General features: G+C 46.9%; 17 protein-coding genes and 1 pseudogene. 7 read left to right on the top strand and 11 right to left on the bottom strand.

Features of this window, described 5'->3' with window-relative positions:
* Positions 1 to 216: 216 nt before the first annotated feature.
* Entirely contained in the window at positions 217 to 1,041 is an 825-nt protein-coding gene (locus NDA06_RS24165) for an SDR family NAD(P)-dependent oxidoreductase (protein WP_190436426.1), read from the bottom strand.
* A 606-nt stretch (positions 1,042 to 1,647) separates the two neighbouring features.
* Between NDA06_RS24165 and NDA06_RS24160 the strand changes: the two genes are divergently transcribed.
* Entirely contained in the window at positions 1,648 to 1,806 is a 159-nt protein-coding gene (locus NDA06_RS24160; RefSeq protein ID WP_190986840.1) for a hypothetical protein, read from the top strand.
* A gap of 17 nt (positions 1,807 to 1,823) precedes the next feature.
* Positions 1,824 to 2,711: a mechanosensitive ion channel family protein gene (locus tag NDA06_RS24155; protein ID WP_190528792.1), complete on the top strand. Its 888-nt coding sequence runs from the start codon at positions 1,824 to 1,826 to the stop codon at positions 2,709 to 2,711.
* Positions 2,712 to 2,774: 63 nt separating this feature from the next.
* Here NDA06_RS24155 and NDA06_RS24150 read toward each other — a convergent pair whose 3' ends face one another.
* The 5 genes from NDA06_RS24150 to purE all read right to left on the bottom strand — a co-directional run bounded on the left by NDA06_RS24150 (position 2,775) and on the right by purE (position 8,425).
* Complete coding sequence (locus tag NDA06_RS24150) at positions 2,775 to 3,980, bottom strand: 4-hydroxy-3-methylbut-2-enyl diphosphate reductase (RefSeq protein WP_190427982.1); 1,206 nt, start codon at positions 3,978 to 3,980, stop codon at positions 2,775 to 2,777.
* Between the two features lie 99 nt (positions 3,981 to 4,079).
* Positions 4,080 to 4,946, bottom strand: coding sequence for an SGNH/GDSL hydrolase family protein (locus NDA06_RS24145; RefSeq protein ID WP_339380495.1), 867 nt, complete (start codon positions 4,944 to 4,946; stop codon positions 4,080 to 4,082).
* A 34-nt stretch (positions 4,947 to 4,980) separates the two neighbouring features.
* Entirely contained in the window at positions 4,981 to 5,289 is a 309-nt protein-coding gene (locus NDA06_RS24140) for a hypothetical protein (RefSeq protein WP_190986839.1), read from the bottom strand.
* A 214-nt stretch (positions 5,290 to 5,503) separates the two neighbouring features.
* Entirely contained in the window at positions 5,504 to 7,114 is a 1,611-nt protein-coding gene (amt, locus tag NDA06_RS24135) for an ammonium transporter (RefSeq protein ID WP_190986838.1), read from the bottom strand.
* Positions 7,115 to 7,903: 789 nt separating this feature from the next.
* Positions 7,904 to 8,425: a 5-(carboxyamino)imidazole ribonucleotide mutase gene (gene purE, locus NDA06_RS24130; protein ID WP_190429595.1), complete on the bottom strand. Its 522-nt coding sequence runs from the start codon at positions 8,423 to 8,425 to the stop codon at positions 7,904 to 7,906.
* Between the two features lie 75 nt (positions 8,426 to 8,500).
* Between purE and nagA the strand changes: the two genes are divergently transcribed.
* The 4 genes from nagA to NDA06_RS24110 all read left to right on the top strand — a co-directional run bounded on the left by nagA (position 8,501) and on the right by NDA06_RS24110 (position 11,425).
* Positions 8,501 to 9,772, top strand: a complete 1,272-nt coding sequence (gene nagA, locus NDA06_RS24125) for an N-acetylglucosamine-6-phosphate deacetylase (RefSeq protein ID WP_190986837.1) — start codon at positions 8,501 to 8,503, stop codon at positions 9,770 to 9,772.
* 110 nt (positions 9,773 to 9,882) lie between these two features.
* Positions 9,883 to 10,569 carry a magnesium protoporphyrin IX methyltransferase gene (gene bchM / locus NDA06_RS24120; protein WP_190986836.1) on the top strand — a complete coding sequence of 229 codons (687 nt, stop codon included), beginning with the start codon at positions 9,883 to 9,885 and terminating at the stop codon, positions 10,567 to 10,569.
* Positions 10,570 to 10,610: 41 nt separating this feature from the next.
* Positions 10,611 to 11,033: a hypothetical protein gene (locus tag NDA06_RS24115; protein ID WP_190986835.1), complete on the top strand. Its 423-nt coding sequence runs from the start codon at positions 10,611 to 10,613 to the stop codon at positions 11,031 to 11,033.
* Between the two features lie 17 nt (positions 11,034 to 11,050).
* A complete protein-coding gene (locus NDA06_RS24110) occupies positions 11,051 to 11,425 on the top strand; it encodes a DUF423 domain-containing protein (RefSeq protein WP_190986842.1) in 375 nt (124 codons plus the stop codon).
* Here the strand turns inward: NDA06_RS24110 and NDA06_RS24105 are convergent.
* The 5 genes from NDA06_RS24105 to NDA06_RS24085 all read right to left on the bottom strand — a co-directional run bounded on the left by NDA06_RS24105 (position 11,422) and on the right by NDA06_RS24085 (position 15,017).
* Positions 11,422 to 12,084 carry a dual specificity protein phosphatase family protein gene (locus tag NDA06_RS24105; RefSeq protein ID WP_190986834.1) on the bottom strand — a complete coding sequence of 221 codons (663 nt, stop codon included), beginning with the start codon at positions 12,082 to 12,084 and terminating at the stop codon, positions 11,422 to 11,424. The genes NDA06_RS24110 and NDA06_RS24105 overlap by 4 nt on opposite strands.
* On the bottom strand, positions 12,081 to 12,848 hold the full coding sequence (locus NDA06_RS24100; RefSeq protein WP_190986833.1) for a nucleotidyltransferase domain-containing protein: 768 nt from the start codon (positions 12,846 to 12,848) through the stop codon (positions 12,081 to 12,083). Before NDA06_RS24100 ends, NDA06_RS24105 begins: the two co-directional genes overlap by 4 nt.
* Positions 12,849 to 13,125: 277 nt before the next feature.
* Positions 13,126 to 13,488 carry a DUF6717 family protein gene (locus tag NDA06_RS24095; protein ID WP_190526948.1) on the bottom strand — a complete coding sequence of 121 codons (363 nt, stop codon included), beginning with the start codon at positions 13,486 to 13,488 and terminating at the stop codon, positions 13,126 to 13,128.
* Between the two features lie 393 nt (positions 13,489 to 13,881).
* A complete protein-coding gene (locus NDA06_RS24090; protein ID WP_190986832.1) occupies positions 13,882 to 14,817 on the bottom strand; it encodes a nucleotidyltransferase domain-containing protein in 936 nt (311 codons plus the stop codon).
* A gap of 32 nt (positions 14,818 to 14,849) precedes the next feature.
* Positions 14,850 to 15,017 carry a hypothetical protein gene (locus NDA06_RS24085; protein WP_190526749.1) on the bottom strand — a complete coding sequence of 56 codons (168 nt, stop codon included), beginning with the start codon at positions 15,015 to 15,017 and terminating at the stop codon, positions 14,850 to 14,852.
* 123 nt (positions 15,018 to 15,140) lie between these two features.
* Here NDA06_RS24085 and NDA06_RS24080 point away from each other — a divergent pair.
* A pseudogene (locus tag NDA06_RS24080) lies at positions 15,141 to 15,288 on the top strand (class II glutamine amidotransferase); the annotation flags it as partial.

Here is a 15,288-nt window from a genome sequence, read left to right as displayed (position 1 = left end):
ATGAATATGATTTAGCCCTTGCTGTAATGGACGGCATGGAATCACGGAGTGAACAAGGGGGATATACGTTAGAGCGTTTTAGGTTTAAATCATCCTAGCTACTTAGGTTAAATGGCACTAACGCTCGGAGCCTGGAAATAAATTTCACAGCTAAAGTAGAGACACGATTAATCGCGTCTCTACTCTGGAATCAGATTCGCCTGTTAACAACAGACTTTAACGCGAAATTATTCCAGCCTCTCGGAGTCTGTGGTAGCGCTTTTGTTTATACTTCGACAGGGGTGCTGCCAGCAGTAAAACTTTCTCTAGCAGCCAAGGTGCAATGCGATTGCACCACACAGCTAAATGACTTTGCCATCCCACTAAAATTTCTGGCGATTCCTTTTGCAGTCCAGTGACGAGTGCCTGAGCAACTTTCTGAGAAGTCGTGGGCACTACCCAGCGAAACCACTTTAATTCCCGCACCATGTCAGTGTCGGTCAAAGATGGCAGCAAAGCCATGACTCGGATATTGTAGTCAGCGAGTTCGCCGCGCAAGGCTTGGGTGAATCCCAAAATCGCAAACTTGGTAGCTGAATAAGTCGCCATTGTCGGTGCGGCAATTTTGCCCATCAAGCTAGAAACGTTCACAATGGTTCCTTCCCGTTGGGTTGCCATACGTCGAGCAACCAGACGAGTCATGGTGTACATTCCCATTAAATTAATCGCGATTTCTTGCTGCACATCTGGGAGTTGAGATTTCAAAAAGGGCGCTTGGTGTGCAACTCCCGCACAGTTGACGAGCAGATGAATCTGACCATAATCTCGCCAAGCTTGAGCGATCGCAATATTCACTTCTACTATCTGAGCCAGATCCAAAGGCAGGATCGCGGCTTCTACGCCAAGTGCTTCGATTTCGGCGGCGACTTCCGCTAAACGATCGGCATCGCGTGCCACCAGCAACAGGCGTTTGGCTCCTTGTTGCGCGAGTTCAAGCGCGATCGCTCGCCCAATTCCACGGGAAGCTCCAGTAATCAGAGCCGTCTTTCCTTGAATATTCATAACTTAAACCTTCTCCATTTGAGGTCTCACCGCGCTGATAGTGCCGAGTTCAAGATGCAAGTAGTAGAGGTAGCATCTTCTAAGCTCGCAGTGAGGAAAACAGTAACTCGTAATTACAGATGAGTTGAACTGAACTGTTGGGAGCAAGACATTTCTCAAAATTCTTGCAGGGAACCCTATTTTTGTAGACAAACCTGAGAAATGTCTTTCCGGAAAACTTCAGTCAAATAAGAGTTGGACTGGCAGTACGTAAGGGGAACACGAGTTAGGAACCAGATGAAATTGAAGAAATGCATTTTGAATCGTGAAACAAAGAAATTCCTCCGCCGTCTAGCAAGGTTGGTGTACCGTCAGAGAAATAAAGTTTCAGGCAATCCTGCAATCAGTGAATGGGTGTACAGCCAAGTTTGATGTAGAGCATGGATGGCACGTCTCCTAAAATACGGGCATTGACCAGAAGCAACTCTTAAGCACACCTTAGCAACTGCATCAACGAATCGCAATAAATTTTAATAAATTCTGCTTAACATTCCGTTACAAAATTGCCAAATGCTTTGCTGGAGCTAAATTGGGCGAGGTGTTCCTTTGGGGAAGTCAAGGGATGCCGTGAGCGCAGGAGCGGGCGACTTCCTATTTACTGGTGTTGTGGAACACACTGGGCGTCCGAAGAGAGCTAACCAAAAAGCGATCGCTCACGCCAAAACCCAAGCGAAAAACCGAGCGGTTTTGAGATATTTGATATCCTGGCAAAAGTTAAAAAGTTAAGTTGATCCCTTTCGCCTATGGCTGCTTTGATCAAAGAAATCCAACAGAGCTTATTAAACCTGATGGGTCAAACTATTGAGGCGCTACCAGGAATTTTGATGGGGATCGCAATCCTCTGTTTAACCCGGTATGGAGCGAATCTAGTTCGGCGGCTCGTCCGTGGCGTTGGCAGGCGTGCCCTGAAAAACCCATCACTGCGCCTGCTGCTCGTGCAGACCAGTTTTGTAGGAACCTGGGTGGTAGGGATTCTCTTCGCCTGTGTTGTTGCCTTCCCAGACTTGCGGCTGGGCGACATCATTGGTTTGCTGGGACTCAGCTCGGTAGCGATTGGCTTCGCCTTTCAAGATATTTTCAAAAATTTTCTGGCGGGAGTGCTGCTGCTGTTGCAGGAACCGTTTCGGTTGGGGGATCAAGTGATAGTAAACGGTTTCGAGGGAACGATTGAAGAAATTTCCCTGCGCGCCACCCAAATTATCACCTATCAGGGAGAGCGCATCGTCGTGCCAAATGCAATCGTCTTTACCAGTCCGGTGCAAGTGCTGACGGCGATGCCCCACCGCCGGACTGATTTAGAAATTGGCGTTGATTACAATACCCCTTTACCCTACGCCGTCGAAACTCTGCTCGAAGCCGTGTTAAAAGTCGAGGGCGTTTTATCGAAGCCAGCACCGGAAGTAGATGGATTGGGCTTTGGTGATAGCTCGATGAACTTGGTCGTCCGCTATTGGACATCGCCGCACAAAGTAGATGTGCGCCGCACGAGAACCAAGGTGATGATCGCGCTCAAACAAGCCTGCGATCGCGCTGACATTAACATTCCTTACCCCATCCGCACGCTTTACAACTACAATCAGCAGCAGTTTAACGATGCTTCCCCAGTTGCAGATGGTGCCCAAAAAAGCTGAAAGTTTTGAGTTTTGAATTGAAGAAAAACTCAAAACTCAAAACGAATTCATCCCCTAATTTTGTTAAACCACCGCAGCCACTTTCAGCTCAAAAATCCTCTCGATCGTATCCTCTACCACCTTATCGGGAGTTGAAGCTCCAGAAGTAACTCCTACCACGATGGGACCAGCGGGGAGCCAATTTTCCTGAACTTCCAAATCGCCATCCAGCGGCTTATGCTCCACACGATTGCCAGGGCCAATTCTCTCGGCGCTATCGATGTGATAGGAAGGAATTTTCCGCTCAATGGCAATTTCTTGTAAGTGCGTCGTATTGGAAGAATTGAACCCCCCAATCACCACCATGAGATCTAGTTTTTCATCTACTAGCTGAAACATAGCATCTTGCCGCTCTTGAGTGGCATCGCAGATGGTGTTGAAGCTTTGGAAATGCTCGTTCAACTCGCTTGGCCCATACTTTCTCATCATGGTGCGCTCAAATAGCTTGCCGATTAGCTCGGTTTCGCTCTTGAGCATCGTGGTTTGATTAGCAATGCCAATCCGCTCTAAATCGGTGTCGGGATCGAATCCCTCTGAACAAGCGCGGCTGAATTTTGTCATAAATTCGTCGCGACTCCCGCCATTGAGAATGTAGTTAGAGACATACTCCGCTTGTGCCAGATTCAGCACGATCAAATACTTGTCAGCAAAAGAACTGGTGGCGACAGTTTCTTCGTGATTATATTTGCCGTGAATGATCGAGGTGTAAGCTTTTTTCTTGTGCTTTTCGACCGTATTCCAAACTTTAGAAACCCAAGGACAAGTCGTATCCACAATCTTGCAACCCTTGTCGTTGAGCAGCTGCATTTCCTGAACGCTGGCACCAAATGCCGGTAAAATCACCACGTCACCCGCATCGACAACGGAGAAGTCTTTTTCGCCTTTCTCTACAGAGATAAACCCTACTTTCATGTCGCGCAAGCGCTGATTTACAGAAGGGTTGTGAATAATTTCATTAGTAATCCAAATCTGCTCGGTCGGGAAGTGCTGGCGGGTTTCATAAGCCATTGCGACGGCGCGTTCCACACCCCAGCAAAAACCAAACGATTCGGCTAACCGGATGGTGACATCACCGCGTTTCAGGGTGTAGTTGTTTTCCCGAATTTCCTGAATGAGATGGCTCTGATACTCGGATTTGAGGACACCAGCGACTTCCTCTTGATGACCAAAGCCCTTGCGATGGTAGTTCTCAGAACTGTTTAATGACCGTTTGAAGGCTTTTGTATCCATGCAGCCGTTTCCTCTCTCATTCTGGTGGTTCTCCTCGTCGATCATAAAATGCCTGGACGCTCAGCTGGCGTAACCCAGCAAAGTCAAAGCCAGGAATTTTTAATTGGCTTTGCTGGGTTCTGTTTCCACCTGCATGAAGAATTGAAGGGCATAGCGCCAAATAACATAGCCTTGGGGACTTAGGTGCAAGCCATCCGTCGTCAGTTCGGGCTGTATATTGCCGTTACTATCGGCAAACAGGGGATAGAGATCGAGATAGCTGACAGATTCCGAACGAGCGATCGCGCCCAGTTGTCGGTTTAGTTCGCGGATGCGACTGCTAGGGATAGCAATCAGGCGATCGCGTCCCACCCAGGTTGACTTTTTACCGCCGTGGGGCAAAATCGACTGCACAACAATCTGTGCTTGGGGATGAACCCGTCGCAGATAGCGGATAATCTGTCGCTGGTTCGCCAGAATTCTCCGATCCCCCACCCCTCGGATCAGGTCGTTAATGCCAATCATCACCAAGATCGTTTCCGGCTGAGTTTCGTCCAACACATCCAATCGGTTGAGCAAACCCCCTGAAGTATCTCCAGAAATTCCTTGATTGAGCCAAGTGCGCTCTGTGGGCAATAGCTCCGAAGGAAACCACAGACTGAGCGAATCCCCAGCCAGTACGGTTAAATGTTTGGGATTTTTGGTTGCGGCTACCTCCGCTTCTTGCCTGAGCAGCGTCACCCACTGAGCGTAATTCAGCTGGTGGCGCGGCCCTAACGCGGGTGTGGAAGGTAGTGTTTTCGTCAGCAGGCTGGTAGAGACGTCTTCTGGGATCGGCTCTACAGAGGTAGCATCGCTAGCTTGTAACCTAGCTGATAGCCACCGATCCCGATTCAGCAACAAAATTACTGTTAGCATCAGCAACCCGTTGGTAGCTAGGGACAAAAGCGCCCAAGCCGGAAGAAAGGTTTTCGAGCGAGTGGACACACTAAATCAGATTCAGCACAGGTTGAATTTAATCTTAAATTGCTAGCATCCACAAATCGAGCGATCGCCTAGCTGCCAATGGAACATATTGCCGATATTCGCCTTTGAAGCTCACTCCGGTTGCACAATCCTCTCCATAGAAGAAAGCTAGCCCAAGCGTCATCAGCCGCACTAGGGCTGATGACACTATACATAAATGCCGTACCGCCGTATCGATTTTTGCAGCCGCAGAAACCGTTGGAGGCTCTCCCGCAGCGGCTCCTGGTGCCCCAGCCACTGCGGGAGCGGACAACTGATTTTGTTCCATCAACGTTCCATCAACGCGATCGCGATTCTTGAGCAAATGAATCTGATTGCACCAATTTCAAACGGGGCAGTTTTGCATTGGATTAAACAAACCATCTGGGGTGCTCATAAGTTTTTCACCCAGAGATACAAGACAAAAAGAAATCCGCCCAATTCCCAGAGCTTCTATATAGTTGGGAACTTTGGCGGACTCTATTGGGGCAAAGACAAAACTCAAAAGCGCAAAATGTTTTCTTTTGGCTTATCTGTCCTTACTTGACGTATTCACCCGGTGAATTTGGCATCCCACCGTGCTTACCAGTATCAGAAAAACCACTAGAGCTTCCTTCCTTGAGGAATCCACTGTAAGCTTCCATGCCGTGTTCGCCGATATCCAAACCTTCAAACTCCTCTTCTGGAGTGACTCGGATACCGAGGGTCGCTTTCAGCGCCAGCCAGAAGATTGTACTGAGTAGAACGGTTATGCCTCCCACTGTGACAATACCAATCAGTTGAGTGATCAACTGTCCGAGACCACCACCGAGCAATAACCCCTTGGTTGGGCCAAGACCCTCACCGTACCAGGAATAGACACCAGGGCCAGCAGCAAATAAACCCACTGCCAGAGTCCCCCAGATACCACAAACCAGGTGAACTGAGGTCGCGCCCACCGGGTCATCAATTTTGATTTTGTCAAAGAGAGTGACAGCGAAAACAACTAATACTCCGCCAACCAAACCGATGATCAAAGAACTGCCAATGCTGATAAAAGCACAGGAAGCTGTCACCGAAACTAAGCCAGCCAAAATGCCGTTGATAATCATCGACAGATCCGGCTTACCCAGGTACAACCAAGCTGTAATGGTAGCGGCAATTCCACCCGCAGCACCCCCCATGTTGGTCGTCAGGGCAATGTGAGTAATGGCGTTTGGATCGGCAGCCATTGTGGAGCCAGGGTTGAAACCAAACCAGCCCAACCAGAGAATCAAAGTGCCCAAGGTGGCAATGCTCAGGTTATGACCAGGGAAAGCAACGCTTTGCCCGTCTTGATATTTACCAAGCCGTGGTCCTAAGAATGCGGCTCCCATCAAAGCTGCCCAGCCACCCACTGAGTGAACGACCGTGCAACCCGCGAAATCCCAGAAGCCTCTGGTTTGCAGCCAGCCACCGCCCCAGATCCAGTGTCCGGTGAGCGGGTAGGCAATCCCGACGAGTAAGAGGCTGAAGATTAAGAAGTCAACAAACTTAATCCGTTCTGCAACCGCTCCAGAAACAATTGTGGCGGCTGTTCCAGCAAATACTAGCTGAAACAAAAACTTAGCGGCTAAGGGAACGCCAGCCCATTTCAGAGAGCTGAAAATCCCTTGATAGGCATCGTTGGTGGCGGGACTGTTATCGGCTCCGCTCAAAAACCACCCGCTCAAACCAATGAAAGGATTACCGTCCCCGAACATCAAGCCAAAACCAATCGCCCAAAACGCGATGGTTGCTAGAGCAAACACAATCAAGTTTTTGGCAAGAACGTTGACCGCGTTTTTCTGGCGACAGAAGCCAGTTTCTAACATACAAAAACCAGCGTTCATGAAGAACACCAGGAAAGCCGCGATCGCTACCCATAGGGTGTCTAGCGCTACCTTCAACTCGGCTGTTGTCGGCCCCTCAGCCGCCGGAGCATCCTGGGCGACTGCTGCATAACCCCACACCATCACAATCAAAATGGCGATAGGAATGCAAGCTTGCCAACTTGGAGTCAGCCGCTTAATGGCAATTTGCAACTGCTTAAACATCGTGGCAGTCCGGGGAGATTGGACTTGCCAATTAGAAGACAATCGCTTCTTTTTGGCTTTCGATTTCTTCTTTTTGAGCGTTAATTTAGGCATCATCACTGCACTTTCCTCAATCAGTCCAACACATCCATCGGTTTAGTCAAAAATCAGTAAATCCAGTCATTTGAAGTGAGTATATGACAAAACCTTACAGGCAACTCGTTAGGGATTTTTTCCTTTATCAACATCTAGACGGGATGTCTAATTTGTCCGGGAAATTTTAAGATTTTGTATTTTCCGAGGCGGGATATTCTGTATCGAAAGTTACATTTTTAGATTCTGGCTCTGGCATCTCAACCCGCAGAACTCTCCTGGAAGTATAAATCGCGGGAGTTTGAGCGAACTTGGAGCTAAATTAGTTTATATCCATCTATGGGGGGATGACCCAAACAAGAGCCTAAATTTATTAAGCGAATCCATTAAGACTTCAGAAGCTTAAATTTCTCCGGAAATCCCATATTATAGAAACTTAAATTAAGCAATTACTTTATTAAATAAATGCTTTTATAGAAACTTTCCTATAAATTAAATGCAAGTTTTTTTATTTTATATTTGATGAACAGATAAAAACTGTTACTAAAATAGCAAAAACAAGGTTATCAATTTTTTTTAGGACAAGATTAAATATGACTTTGATCGCGAAACATTCAACGAATAGATTTGGTCTAAATCTCAAAGAAACCGCCCCTGTCGCCCCTCCAGTTCCGCTAAAAATGAAATCAGCAGTTTTCTTGACGCACCTCGCTATCGGTAAACAAAGCGATTGGCATCAAAAAATTATTCTTGAGATTTCAATCGTTTCTCCTCTCTGCCAAGCCTAAAAAAATAACTGACTCGCCCTTAAAATTAGGGCATCTTCTCCAAATACTGCCTATAGCCGATTTCATCCAGAAGCTGCTGCTTCTCCATCACGGAATCGCTTAAACTGCGGCGATATTGCTGCACTCGTTCGAGTAATTCTGGCTGGTGGGATGCCAAGATTTGCACAGCCAACAAACCGGCATTTTTCGCATTACCAATCGCGACAGTCGCGACGGGAATTCCCGCTGGCATTTGCACGATGGAATAGAGGGAATCAACGCCCTGTAGGTGACGGCTGGCGACTGGCACCCCAATTACTGGCAAGGGTGTCAGAGACGCTACCATACCGGGGAGATGGGCAGCGCCACCGGCACCGGCGATAATCACTTTGATGCCGCGCTGGTGGGCTTGTTGGGCGTATTCCACCATCCGTTCCGGGGTCCGGTGGGCAGAGACGATAGCGACTTCGCAGCCGACGCCAAATTCTTCACATATTGCGATCGCGCCTTGCATAGTGGGCAAATCGGAATCGCTACCCATGATGATGCCAATTAACGGTTGAGTCATTTTTTCGGGAGTTATTCAGTTGGTTGTTAGATAAACTGGTGTCTGCTCGAATTTAGGTATCTTGTCGCAAAAGTGATGACAGACGCAACAACGCTATCCATGACTGCCCCAATCGTGATTCGCAATGCTCGATTCCGAGGCTACGAAAGCTTACAGCAGATTTGGATTCATCAGGGCAGGATTGAGCAAATTCTGTCAATGGACACTGTATTCAAAATGGTTCCACCTGAGGATTTGCAAGTGCTGGATGTGGAGGGAGATTGGGTGTCGCTGGGTGGTGTCGATTTGCAGATTAATGGGGCGTTGGGGTTGGCATTTCCAGAATTGAATCTGGAAAATTGCGATAAGCTACCGGAAATTTGTAAATTTCTGTGGAATCAGGGCGTTGATGGATTTTTACCAACCATCGTTACAACATCGGTTGAGAACATTCAGCGATCGCTCTCCATTTTCTCTAATTTTGCCGCTTCCCCGCACCAAGATCGAACCACTGCCGAGATTTTGGGGGTGCATTTGGAAGGGCCATTTCTCAATCCCCAGAAACGAGGCGCACACCCTGCCGAGTACCTATTGCCGCTAACGATTGACAACGTGAAACGAGTTTTGGGGGATTATGCGGGTATCGTGAAAGTGATTACTTTGGCACCAGAGTTAGCTCCGACTGGGGAAGCGATCGCGTATTTGCGAAGTCTTGGGATCACCGTCAGTCTGGGACACTCCCAAGCCACTGAAGCCCAAGCGCAGCAAGCTTTTAAACTGGGGGCGTCGATGGTGACTCATGCCTTCAATGCCATGCCCGGATTACATCACCGCGAACCTGGCTTATTAGGAGCCGCCCTGGTTCATCCAGCCGTACAGTGTGGTTTAATTGCCGATGGTCAGCACGTCTCTCAGACGATGATTCAGCTGCTGCTACGCGCCAGTTCTACCCCTCTAAACAACGGGAATCGGGACTCGTCCGAGCAAAGTCTTTTCCTGGTTAGCGACGCTTTAGCCCCCTTGGGACTCCCCGATGGCATCTATCCCTGGGATACGCGGCAAATAGAAGTGAAAAACGGCACCGCCCGACTCCCAGATGGAACCTTATCGGGAACAACATTACCGCTGTTAGTCGGAGTGCAGAATCTAGTCCGTTGGGGGATTTGTGAAGTCGAGACTGCGATCGCGCTTGCCACAGAATCCCCCCGTCGCGCCATTGGGTTGCTCAAAGAACCGTCAAAACGCGATCGCCAAAAAAACAACAAAACCAGTCCCTATCTTAATCAACCCGCTCATCAACTGCTGCGCTGGCATCTAGACGAATCAACGAATGGACTCACCTGGCAGCGCTTATTACCCAATCCCTAAAATCAGCAATGCCTCTCCTCTTCCTCTCTTCCTCTGCGTTCTCCGCGTCCTCTGCGGTTCGTATAAATGGTAAGTTTAACCGTTGGGAACACTTCGACAAAACCAATTTCATGAACGCAACAGACGATAAAACAGTTGTCAAAGACTATTTCAACTCCACCGGATTCGATCGCTGGAGACGCATTTACGGCGATGGTGAAGTTAATAAAGTCCAACTAGACATCCGCGAAGGACATCAGCAGACAGTCGATACCGTCCTTAGCTGGCTAAAAGCCGATGACAATCTCGCAACTCTCTCCATCTGCGATGCGGGTTGTGGCGTCGGTAGCCTCAGCATCCCTCTCGCCGAAGCGGGTGCCAAAGTCTATGCCAGCGATATCTCCGAAAAAATGGTGGGAGAAGCCAAGGAAAGAGCAGAGGCAGTTCTAGGCAACATTAGCAATCCGACTTTCACCGTACAAGATTTAGAAGCATTAAGTGGTAAATATCACACGGTTATTTGCTTAGACGTGCTAATTCACTATCCCCAAGACAAAGCCGCCGAGATGATTTCCCATCTCACTTCTATGGCAGAATCTCGGATAATTCTCAGCTTTGCGCCGAAAACTTTAGCCCTTAGTTTACTCAAAAAAATTGGCAGTTTTTTCCCTGGTCCCAGCAAAGCCACTCGCGCTTATTTGCACCGAGAAGCTGATATCGTCAAAATTCTAGAAAGTAACGGTTTTTCGATTCAGCGGCAAGGAATGACTAAGACTCGCTTTTACTTTTCTCGCATACTGGAAGCTACGCGAAACTAAGGTTAAGATCGCGGCTGTATTGACAACATCAGCTGGGCACCATGAAGCTCATCAAAAAACTGTCTGCGGGCTTGTTACTGACATTCGGCGGGATTTTGCTAATGATTCCGCTCATTGTTTATACCCTGCCGAATCCAAATGCCAGTCCGGAGGATAAACAGGAAGATGGAGATGCTGCCATCGGGGGTCTAGTTTTAGGACTCCCAGCGGTAGCCCTTGGAGGGTGGCTGGTGTGGGGATTGCGGAAACAACACTCGAAAGAAACACGCGATCGCCTCCAGTCTACCTTTTATCAGCTACTGAAAGAAGGCGATGGAAATATCACCACTTTACAGTTTGCGATGGAGGCGAAGCTAACAGCTGCGGAGGCAAAGCAGTATTTAGATGATAGAGCTAAAGAATACGATGCTAACTTTAAAGTAAGTGAGGAAGGAGGAATTTCTTATTACTTCCTGTTGAGATAAGAGTAGTTGAAATTATGATGACGCAGATTTTTTTATGCATCGCATCTATTTTAGGCGGATTGTCCGTCGCTGCTGGTGCTTTTGCCTCCCACGCTTTAAAAGAAAAACTAACGGAACGGGCGACAGAAATCTTTGAAACGGCTTCCCGTTATCAGATGTATCACGCATTAGCTTTACTGCTGGTAGCATTATTATTAAGTCGCGCCGAGACAGCACAGTCAACGCTTGTGGCAGCTGGGTATGCCTTCATCGTTGGCGTTGTCCTTTTCTCAGGCAGTCTTTATGCCTTGAGCCTGACGGGTATAAAGTGGCTAGGACCAATTACTCCACTAGGAGGCGTAGCCTTTATTGTGGGATGGGGTTGTTTAGCAGTTGCTGCATTCAGATTTTAAATAGTTATCCTTTTCAACAAGTCCCGTTGAGCTTTACTAAACTCAATTCCAGGACGTTTATTCTTGATCAGTGCTTCTGCTTGGTTCGCATTATTCACAAGCCCCTTGGCAACAAGTGTAGCAGCAACAACTGTTGCTGAACGCCCATGCCCAAGGGCACAGTGAATATAAATATTTCCCTGCCATGCACAGATTTTATTAACCAATTTTTGGAATACTTGATAATCTGGCACAGACGCATCTAATGTAGGAACGCAGATATAGGATCTTCCTGAAGTAACGCTTTTAGTTTCTGGAAATTCTGCTGTTAAATCAACTATTAAGTTGATATTATCGGGCAATTCATTAAGAAATACTCTACGACCCAGCCAGATGCCAGGTACTATCTCGTTACAACATTCCTCTTTCTCAATCAGTCTTTGAAGATGCCAGGTTATCCAGGTTAATAATAGATAAGGCATCAATAAGCATATATTCAGCCACCCCATCGTTCCATCTGACCGTTTTCCAAATACTTTAGCTCCCAACCATCCGTATGCTGCTCCTACTGCAATAAAACTAACACCAGTCCATAAAATTAGCCATTTAGCATTCCCAAATTTCGAGCCAAATAAAATTAGGTAAATACCACTCAGAAAAAATATAAAGCTATACTTCATCGTTTGTTTACAATAAATGCCATCCTCAACAGTATTAACAGATTATTCAGCGCATCTTTACTAGAGGGAGATTCCGGTAAATGACTGCTTTCGCTTGCTTCCTCTAATTCGCCACACAAACGATTAAATTCTCCGCGATAAAATGCTATATCAGCATCTTCCAAAACAGATTTTTCTGCTCCTGCTAACTTTCGCTCAATCAAGTCGGGAATATAAGGCAATTTAAAAACATCATTTAAATGAACCAAATTCGCTTCTATAACACCCGTTCGCATCAAATGAATGCCAGTTAATAGCACTCGATAAACATACAGTAACGGCTTAACACGATGCGGACTTTCTTTCTCAAAAAGTCGCCATTGTGTATTAGCGAAGCCGAGATAATGGTGAGAGTGGTGGCGGGTGATGCAACCTTTGGCAATTTCTTTTAATTCTTCATGTTCTGGTGTCGTGTGGAGAATTAGCGGTGAATATAGCTGCTCTAATACATAACCGTTCTTTTTAAGAAGTAGCGAAAAGAACTTTTTGACATCGTGAGTTACAAGGTCAATTTCCAGCTTGTCCCGTACTTCAGAAACTTCAATCGTTTCCCGCCCAATATCTAATCCAACCACCTCCGACACTGGCAGAATGTGTGACCCGCGCAAGTCATAATCAGAATCAGGAGATGGAAAGCCATACAGATGTGCGCCGCTGATTGTTGCGAACAAAAGCGGATAAGGTTGCTCAGAAATGACTGGGAGTAGTGGCTGTGCTATTACCATAATTTATTAATGGGTATTGCCGATAGTTAAGAAGTAAGCTTATAGTATGAATCAACTGCTACAAAATCCGGGTAAATACACCCTTAAACTACTCAAATCGTAGTTTAAGGGTGTTTTTTAGCTGAGTTAAGGTTTCAGGCTTTACAGAAGAAAGAGCGATCGCATTGAGAAAAGATATGCAATATGTCATTTAAACATTAGTTGAGCTTCACTGCCGTCCAATCCAACCTACTAATGGTTCATGATTCGTTGCTCTCTCCCAGGAACCTCTTTTTGATTACCCATTCGCTTGCTCGTGAAGCTTTTCCGCTTTGCAGTAGAGTTTTCTCGGTGCTTCATTGAAGTATTTAAACAAGGCGGGGCATAACCATCCTTCCTTATTATTTAACTCCCAGCGATACCAATTTCCACCGTACTCTTCTCTTACTAAAGTTAGTTCTGCCTGATATCCGGGAAATGGGTTTCCTGAAAACAAAAGCTTAAAACCTTTCTCAGCATTGGGAATCTCTTTAACCAGAAGATCGATCATCTCAGGAATCCCGCTGACAAATGGCTCTCGGACAAGTCCGACTCGCTCATCATCAAACACCCAAGTGTGTTCGTAGCGATAGGGGAAAATCACCATCATTGCGTTAGACATTGGTTCAGCCTTGCAATAGATTTTCTGTGGCGTTACAGGGAAATACTTAAACAATGCTGGACTTAGCCAGCCTTCTAAATTTTTGGCTTGCCAGCGATACCAGTTACCGCCGTACTGTTCTCTCACCCAAACCAGTTCTGCCTGATCCTCTGAAAAAGCGATTGGAGAAAACAAGAGTTTAAAACCTTGAGCAGCATTGGGAATATCTTGAACCAGACTGTCAATGATTGCAGGCATCCCGCTGACAAAGGGTTCGCGGATAAGTCCGGCTGGCTCATAGTCAAATACCCAATAGTCTTCATGACGATAGGGAAAAATTACCATCATTGCATTAGGTATCATCTGAATTTCCTCTTTTTTTTTGACGTCTTTAACATCTTTGAAATTCAATTTCTAAACCATACTTCGACGTGCTTTAATCAAAAAAGCATTTGCCTTTTCATAATCCGGACGTTCTGGCAGCGATGTTGTGGCAAAGGCGTCATCAAACTGGCGATGCAAGCTGAGCCGCCAAGCGTTAACTTCCTCCCAAGGCATCTCCCCGTTGCGGATAGCCAGCAGTTGTAGTCGGTGTTCTTCGACGCGAACTGGGACAAAACCCTCTTGCAGCACGGTGATGCCCGACAACAACAGGCGGATTAGATGCATCGCGTGCTTCCATTTAAATTCCCCCTTTGTACGGATATCTTGTTCAAGTTTTTTGAACTGTGACATCACATATCCGTTATATGTCTGGTAAACTAACTGAGAGAGAAAAATAGACCGAATTCCTAACAATTCTTCAGCCAGGGGCATCACCATTTCTACACCTGGTGTGTAGAGGCACTCTAAGACATTCGGATTTGCTTTGAGTGCCAAGGTCAAAAATTTCTGGAGTTCCCAATAACACTCCTCGTTCTCTTTATTTTCTAACTGCTCCGGAATTCCGTAGAGCGACCACTGGATATCGGCGGGTGGTAAGTAAATGCCGCGTCGGTCAATATCAGAGTTGGCATTATCTAAACCGTAGGCTCGTGAACCGACGATACAGCGGTAAATGACACACTCGTAAAGGTCAAAATCGGCAAGAACGGCTCCTGGTAGTTGCAGACCTTCTTGTTGCCAAGATGAGTGGATGGTGAGTTCTGAGCGCCGTAGAGACGCCTCTCCCCCGTCTGGAAACTGGACGCGATAGGCGTGGGAGTTGTCAATGGGTGATTTGATAATAACGCCGACGGTGCCGCGCGATCGCGCAATTTCACCCGCAGCATCTTGAATCTCAACACGAGTCACTATCTGGGTTCCAACGGGCAAAATCAGATTGGGGTTAAAGGCTAAACTCTCTGACAATTATTGCTCCCCCTTTGGACTGGTATTCTCCTCTACGCTGCCATAGCCAAAGATGGCGTGTCTACAATATGAAGTATTGTCAAAAATATGAAAGCGATCGCTCTTGCATTTGCAGTATAAGTTGCTACTTTTGGCTGCGGATTCTCTTGGACGACTGATGGTTCAACAAAAATAAGCTTTTCATCTGGAACGACGTTCATCTAACGAACGTCAAACTCATCGGTTTCTCAGCAATTTCCTATCGCCAATTCACCCCAAATCTCAGCCTTTTTTAAGGTTTGGAGCTTAATCTCAACCATTAATGTAGGAGCAAACCCTAGAAAATGTGCCGTATACTTGGCTACCTCGGTTCGCCTATTCTACTGGACTGCCTTTTGTCCAAACCGGAACACTCGCTGATTGTCCAAAGCTATGAACCCCGCGAGATGACCTCTGGTGTCGTTAGTGCCGATGGTTTTGGAATTGGCTGGT

Origin of the sequence: Trichocoleus sp. ST-U1 (assembly GCF_039961835.1) — a bacterium.
Lineage (GTDB): Bacteria > Cyanobacteriota > Cyanobacteriia > Cyanobacteriales > FACHB-T130 > FACHB-T130.
This window is presented reverse-complemented; position numbering and strand designations above follow the sequence as displayed.